We start from the raw sequence: 6,904 nt of genomic DNA, 5'->3' as shown, positions 1-6,904 counted from the left end.
AGAACATGGGTCACTTCTCAGTGGAAATTGTGCGCCTCCCGGGTCAGCTCTCAGTGGAAATCAACACCCTCTTGTCGAGGCGCGTGTGCAAGCCAAACGTGAGGCCGTATCCGGTGGCGTTTATCTCACGAACGAGTGCATCTAGGCCATCGCTGCGATAACGCATGACATGGAGTACCGGGCCGAACACTTCCCGGCGGAGGTCGGCGATGTGAGTAATCTCAATGATAGTCGGCGGGACAAAGGTGCCGTGCCGGGTTTCGTCGCCGAGCTGCCCTTGGTCCACGGGGCAACCCGCGGCGCGCATGGCGGCAATGTAGCGAGTGATATTTTCGCGAGCATCGGCAGTGATCACCGGTCCGATGTCGACGGCTAACTTGTCCGTGCGGCCCACGCTTAATTCGCGCACCGCCCCCTTCAGCATGACCAGCGTGCGGTCGGCGATGTCCTCCTGCAGGCAGAGCACTCGAAGCGCCGAGCAGCGCTGTCCCGCGCTGTCAAAGGCAGAGGCAACCACGTCCACGACAACCTGTTCGGCGAGGGCGGAGGAATCCACGATCATTGCATTTTGACCGCCGGTCTCAGCGATCAATGGAATCGGCTTGCCGTCGGCGGAGAGGCGGCCGGCAAGCTGCTTCTGGATCAGGCGCGCGACCTCAATCGATCCGGTGAACATCACGGCGGCCGTGTTAGGAGCATCGACCAAGGCAGCGCCAATCCCGCCGTCGCCGGGTAGGAATTGCACCGCGTGTTCGGGAACGCCCGATTCCCGCAAAATACGAACCGCCTCGGCGGCGATGAGTGGCGTTTCTTCCGCCGGCTTGGCGAGCACACTATTTCCAGCGACGAGCGCGGCGGCAACCTGGCCAATGAAGATGGCGAGAGGGAAGTTCCAAGGGCTGATGCATACGACCGGACCAAGTCCATGCGTTTCGTAGTTTAAGCTGCGTCGCGCCTCGGCAGCGTAGTAGCGGAGGAAATCGATCGCCTCGCGCACTTCCGACACGGCGTTTGCGGCTGACTTGCCAGCTTCGCGGATGAGCAGGCCGAGGAGGGTAGGCATTCGAGACTGCATTATCTCGGCCGCGCGATCAAGGCACGATGCGCGGTCCCCGACGGACACGACGCGCCAGGTCTCGAACGACACCTGCGCGCGGTGCAAGGCCCCCTGAGCGGCCTCCGCGCCAATCTCGTTCACATAACCCACGATATCGCGATGGTCGGCTGGATTTAAAACGGGTCTTGCTTCGTCGCCGACCGGGCCCGCCGTCCAGTCGAGCTGCGCACTCTCGGACATCGCCTTAGTCAGCATCGCGAGTACCAGTTCATCGTTGAGATCGAGGCCAGCTGAATTGCGTCGCGCGCCGTAGATTGCAGAAGGTAGTGAGACGGCCTCGTGCGGCGCACCCGGAACAGCCATCGCGCGAACGAGCTCAATCGGATCGGCGATCAGGTGCTCCACTGGAACGGAGGCATCGCCTACGCGTTTCACGAAAGAGGAATTGGCTCCGTTCTCAAGCAGGCGCCGCACTAAATAGGCGAGCAGCGTCTCGTGCGTGCCAACCGGCGCATAGACGCGGCAAGGGCGATTCAATTTTCCTTCCCCCACCACCTCGTCGTAGAGTTGCTCGCCCATGCCGTGCAAGCATTGAAATTCGAAGTCGCCGACGCTGAATTGTGGCCCCGCAAGTTCGTAGATGGTCGCAAGCGTCTGAGCATTATGGGTGGCAAACTGCGGGAATACCGCGTCCTTCGCGGCGAGCAGCTTGTGGGCGCAAGCGATGTAAGCGACATCGGTGTATATTTTGCGGGTGTAGACAGGATAGTCGGACAATCCATCGACTTGCGCGCGTTTGATCTCAGCGTCCCAATATGCGCCCTTGACGAGCCGGACCATAATTCGCCGTCCCGTCTTCCGAGCGAGCGCGATCATGAAGTCGATCAGCAGTGGGGCCCGCTTGCCGTAGGACTGTACGACAACGCCTAGGCCTTCCCATCCATCAAGCGTTGAATCTTCCGCCAACGACTGGATCAAATCAAGCGACAGCTCAACCCGGCCGGACTCCTCCGCGTCAATGTTGAAGCCTATGTCGTAGTCGCGAGCGATTACCGCGAGCGCGCGCACCCGCGGAAGCAACTCGGCGATCACACGCTCGGCTTGCGCGCGGGAATAGCGCGGGTGAAGCGCCGAGAGCTTAATCGAGATACCAGGTCCGGCGTGGGGACCCCGCCTACTCCCAGCGTTACCGATCGCATGGATCGCTTTCTCGTAATCGTCATAATAACGCTGGGCATCGGCAGCAGTTGTGGCGGCCTCGCCGAGCATGTCATATGAGAAGCTGAAGCCGCGTTCCTCACGTTTCCGCGAACGCCTCAAAGCTTCCTCGATGGTCTCGCCAGTGACGAACTGCTCGCCCATCATGCGCATCGCGCGACTGACGCAGAGCCGGATCACCGGCTCGCCGAGCCGCGCCACCATGCGGGTCAGGACTCCTAACAATCTACGATCGTCCGCGCCGGATATGAGTTTTCCGGTCACCGCCAAGCCCCAAGTCGCGGCATTGACGAACAGCGAACGACCGCCGCCGAAATGGGCTGACCAATCTCCAACAGCAATCTTGTCGCGGATCAGCGCATCGCGCGTCGCGGCGTCAGGGATGCGCAGCAAAGCTTCGGCGAGGCACATTAGCGCGACGCCCTCATGGCTGCTCAGTGCATACTCCTGCACCAGAGCCTGCACGCCTCCGCGCGAGTTCTTGGAGCGCAGCCGCTCGATAAGGGCCCGCGCGGTAGCCGCGGCAGCGAGGCGGGTCTCGACGGGGATGAAAGCTTCATCCATCAGCTTCCGAACGCATTCAGGTTCGGGCATGCGCGTCGCTGCGGTAATCGCGTCGCGCAACGCGTCTGCTCGCCGGAGGGGCGGAGCGAAACGCGCGAAAGAAGCATTATGGGCAGTCTTCATGCTGTCCCCCGTATGGCTTAAGACGAATAGGAGTGAATGGGCCGCCGTGCAGAGAGTAATTTCGATTGACTTGCCTGTATCACGCGAAAAGGAAATTCGCCGAGAGGCTGCCGCCAATGACTGGGAGAAGGTGGATGCGCCCGCTTCGACTCTATTTTTAACTATACTCCGTTCGTTTTGAGATAACTATTCGCACTCTACAGTTATATTTCAATATCTAGCCTATCCCAGAGAAATAGGAAGTTGGACGATGCGGCGACAGCGATAATATGTAAGGACGAATCCGCGATGAGTGAAATAGGGCTAAGATAAAGTAAAGTATCAGTTCCACTCACTAACTCGACCGCCAGGGCCTCCTTTTCATCCTAACCTGCAGTACGGCCTCTTAAGTAAAGCTCGGCCGTTCGCTCCTACCTGGAGCGTACCCTTTTCGCTGTCGTTCACGCTGAAGTAAGCAGCCCGGCAAGCATAGATGAGAGACACCCTATTTCATTCCGTAGCAAATGAACATTTGCCCATGCTTATCCGGAGCCGATGAACGCACGGCGAGATCGATCTCCAAAAGTCTCTTCACCCCGTCTGTGTCTAGATCTTCAATTCCGAGGTCATAACTGATCGTGTCTGGAACCAATCCGAACCTGACGTCTCCGATATCAGAGAACGGAACCTCCCTAAACATTTCAACCATGTCACCCAAGGTGCGGGAGTTCCGGATAATTAACTCATCCTCTCTCACGCTGTACATTGATAGAAACGTAAGGTGCGGGCATTCTACATCCCACGTACTTATGGCCACTACGCCACCTGGGCGGCAAACTCTGTACATTTCACGAAGCGCGGTAAGCTGATCCGTTATGGGTATGTGTATAAAGGTCCCCATCATGCAGGTAACGACATCAAACATATTATCGCCATATTCCAACGCGCGTGCGTCGCCGACCGACAATATGGGCTTATTATCTACCCCGTCAAATTTAGAGCTCGCATAATCAATAGCTTGAGGCTCGATATCTACGCCGAAGGCGTTGGCACCCAGCGCGCGAAATATTCCTGGATACCTGCCCGTAGCGGTACCTACATCCAATGTCGTGTTAAGGTCGCTTGCGAAGCGGGCGACCCTAATCATGTTAATTGCCTCGAGCTTTTTCTTTACGTCATCTTCCGGCAATAAAAAATCATACTTAATATAGGAATTTCTGTCGTAGCCGACCGCGTCAACGTCGCCGGCGGCCGACATTATTCCCTTGGCATATAAATCTTCAATAAGGCTACGAAATATAATTTGTTCGTTATTGTCTAGTGATAGTTCCGACGCCCGAGCCTCGACCACCTTCCTCAACTTAGGGTCGACATCATTTGTTGGCCCATCCGGCCCCAAAAGATTGACCGTTATTCCTGTATAGTCTACCTCAGAGTCAGATTTCTTTTTAATATCTCTGCGATATATTTTAAGTCTATTGGCAACGTCTCTATAGTCTTGATCCTCGACCATAATCGTGTCCAAGTGATCCCTCGCCGCCTTCGATTCTCCAACATCTTCAAGAGACCGAGCTAAAGTATATATTAACTTTAGATCATCCTCAGCCAAAGATGCTGACCTAGCCCTTCGAAAGCAGGCGAGTGCCGCTGCAGGGTGACCCTCCAAGCGAAAAGCATTTGCCGCCTCAGTATAGGAACGTAGGCGCAGCCTAGGATCACTGGTCGCTCTGAGGTAATATAACCCTGCTTCCCAGTTCTTGGCATGACCTCTTTCTATTTCCGCTCTAGCAAAATAGATCGATCCGATTTCGTCGGAATCCTCAGGGCACAGCCTTAGCAAATCGGCTACTGCCTCTTCGTATAGTTGATGAGAAATAGTTCCAAGGTCAAGAAACTTTGCGAGATAGCGCAAGCAAAATCCATAAAGATGGAGAGAGGCAAGCCGACCTACAAAGTCATTTATGTATGGCATGCGCTGCCCAGCCAAGTCCGTGTCTTCAACCCTGCTGATATGCTGCACTAATTCGTCATAGGCGTCCGTCGTAATGGCGCTCCGTATGGCTACTATACTTCCGTCTCCCACACCAGCTACGATATGCTCGCCGTTCCGAGATGACCAGATCGTCCACACCTCGCCGATTAGGTCACGCTCCCATAATAGGTCGCCCTCGGACGTAACCGCTCTGACGTGGCCATCGAAGCCGCCGCAGTAAACGATCTGACCATTTCCGGCCACAGATATTGCGGAAACGGCACGGGATGCGCCGGGGATTTTGTGAAGCTCGGGCGTCCCCTTGGAGACCTTGATGTAATGCCCATTTCGTGCGCCGATAAAAAGGGACCCGTCATCCGTTGTCGCCAAGTTATACCCAACATCGGCAGAAGGCACGCGGGTACGAATGCTTCCATCGGCGCCGAGAATGGCAACTCCGGAGCCGTAGCATACCGCTGCGAGCTCATCAGATGAAACCCATCTTACCCCATAGGCCCCAGCATCCGCGACCAGCGTGGTGCTGACTAAGGTCCATTTTCCTTGCCTGAGGGCGTAAATCTTCACTTCGCCAGCCCACGTTGCGGCAGCCAGAAATTTACCATCGGGGGCGAAGTCGAGGCCCCATACCGGAGCGCCCACCGGGTCTGAGTATACCTTCCCGCCCGTCTGGTCGAGGATGTACAGCGTCCCTTGTGATCGCTTCTTAAATGCAGTTCCGAAAGCTGAAAACAACCCATCTCGCGTGGATGAAGCCGCCCACGCTTCATTATCGAGTGTCACGCGCCAAAGTTGCTTTCCCTCGCGATCGAAGGCGTACGCACACTTGTCGACACAAGCTGCTACCGTTGTTGAAAGAGTCGGTGTGGAGTAGACGGAAATGACGGAACTCGGGAGTTTTACGCTCCAAATGCTCGACGCTGATTCCTCAGGCATTTATTTACCCTCTGTAAGCGAGTTAAAATACCTCGTTGCCGTTCTCAACGGGGTCACCCACAGTCAAAAATACGGTACCTGCCTGATCTTTACTGGCTACGCCGAGAACCAAGACCTCTGATGTTTCTGGACCCATCTTTCTCGGCGCGAAATTCACGACCCCGATTATCTGCTTCCCTATCAGATACGCCGCATCATAGTTGGTGTATGCTCCACACGATATCTTTCGTCCTATTTCTGGCCCAAAATCTATTTCCATCTTGTAGGTTGCTTTTTTGGTGTGCGCCGGTTCCGCCGATAGGATAGTTCCGACGCGGATATCCAAACTGGAGAAGGAATCGAAATCTGCCGTATTTTTCATAGCTTTACTCCAATAATATCACATTCTGATGTGTTGAATAGGTGGCTACATAAGCGAGGGAGTACACCGGTAATGATCTGCTCTCGCTATTAGTTTATAGAAGTTAGAAATAGAGGCTAGTAAAAATTGTTTCGGGTCAGCCGTGCAAACGGTTGACGTGGAGGAGAGGTCGCCGATGTGGTCATTTAGTACTGCGCATTGTAGCCGGGGTAAATTCCCGGGCAGCAACTACAAAACGCCCTGGAGCAGCCGAGCGGCGCTTCGCCAACAGACTCAAATGACTCAATTTTCCTGATGCGCATTTTCCATGCTGCAACTGCGTGCCCGGGAATTTGCCCCAGTTACCTGCGCATTCGTCACGGCCGACAGTGTGAATCTACCCGAACGATACCGTCATGAAAGCCTCTTCGCGGTACCGATGCTTCCTATTTGGAGCCATGAAAAGGTGTTGTCCCGCGCTGGGCGGTTTAAACCCGCGCTCCCGGCGCCTTTATCGGGAGCGTGGTGCGTAGGAGTACTGCTCGCACTGATGGAATGAACCGCTGGTCGTCGCCGATCACGTTGATGGTACGCAGAACTTTACCCCATCTAAGAGTCTTCTCTGATTGGGGAGTCTTGGGTCAAGCTGCTTCCTCATATTCGTGACCGTTCCCATGGATCACTCGCTTCTCTCCGC

Annotated in this window: 2 protein-coding genes and 1 pseudogene; all 3 read right to left on the bottom strand. The window is 55.4% G+C overall.

Going from position 1 to position 6,904, the window contains the following annotated elements:
- Positions 1-64 precede the first annotated feature (64 nt).
- Positions 65-2,962: pseudogene (putA, locus tag ABD050_RS23420) on the bottom strand (bifunctional proline dehydrogenase/L-glutamate gamma-semialdehyde dehydrogenase PutA); the annotation flags it as partial.
- Positions 2,963-3,446: 484 nt separating this feature from the next.
- On the bottom strand, positions 3,447-5,714 hold the full coding sequence (locus ABD050_RS23415; RefSeq protein WP_343891937.1) for a methyltransferase domain-containing protein: 2,268 nt from the start codon (positions 5,712-5,714) through the stop codon (positions 3,447-3,449).
- Between the two features lie 175 nt (positions 5,715-5,889).
- Positions 5,890-6,228: a tRNA-binding protein gene (locus tag ABD050_RS23410; RefSeq protein ID WP_343891936.1), complete on the bottom strand. Its 339-nt coding sequence runs from the start codon at positions 6,226-6,228 to the stop codon at positions 5,890-5,892.
- Between the last annotated feature and the right edge of the window lie 676 nt (positions 6,229-6,904).

The organism is Sphingomonas oligophenolica (assembly GCF_039522915.1).
GTDB lineage: Bacteria > Pseudomonadota > Alphaproteobacteria > Sphingomonadales > Sphingomonadaceae > Sphingomonas > Sphingomonas oligophenolica.
Note: the sequence above shows the minus strand (reverse complement) of the source record. Positions and strands in the feature narration are given on the sequence as shown.

Excerpts from the sequence above, each read along its gene's own strand:
- ABD050_RS23410 (WP_343891936.1), bottom strand. The coding sequence starts at position 6,228 with ATGAAAAATACGGCAGATTTCGATTCCTTCTCCAGTTTGGATATCCGC.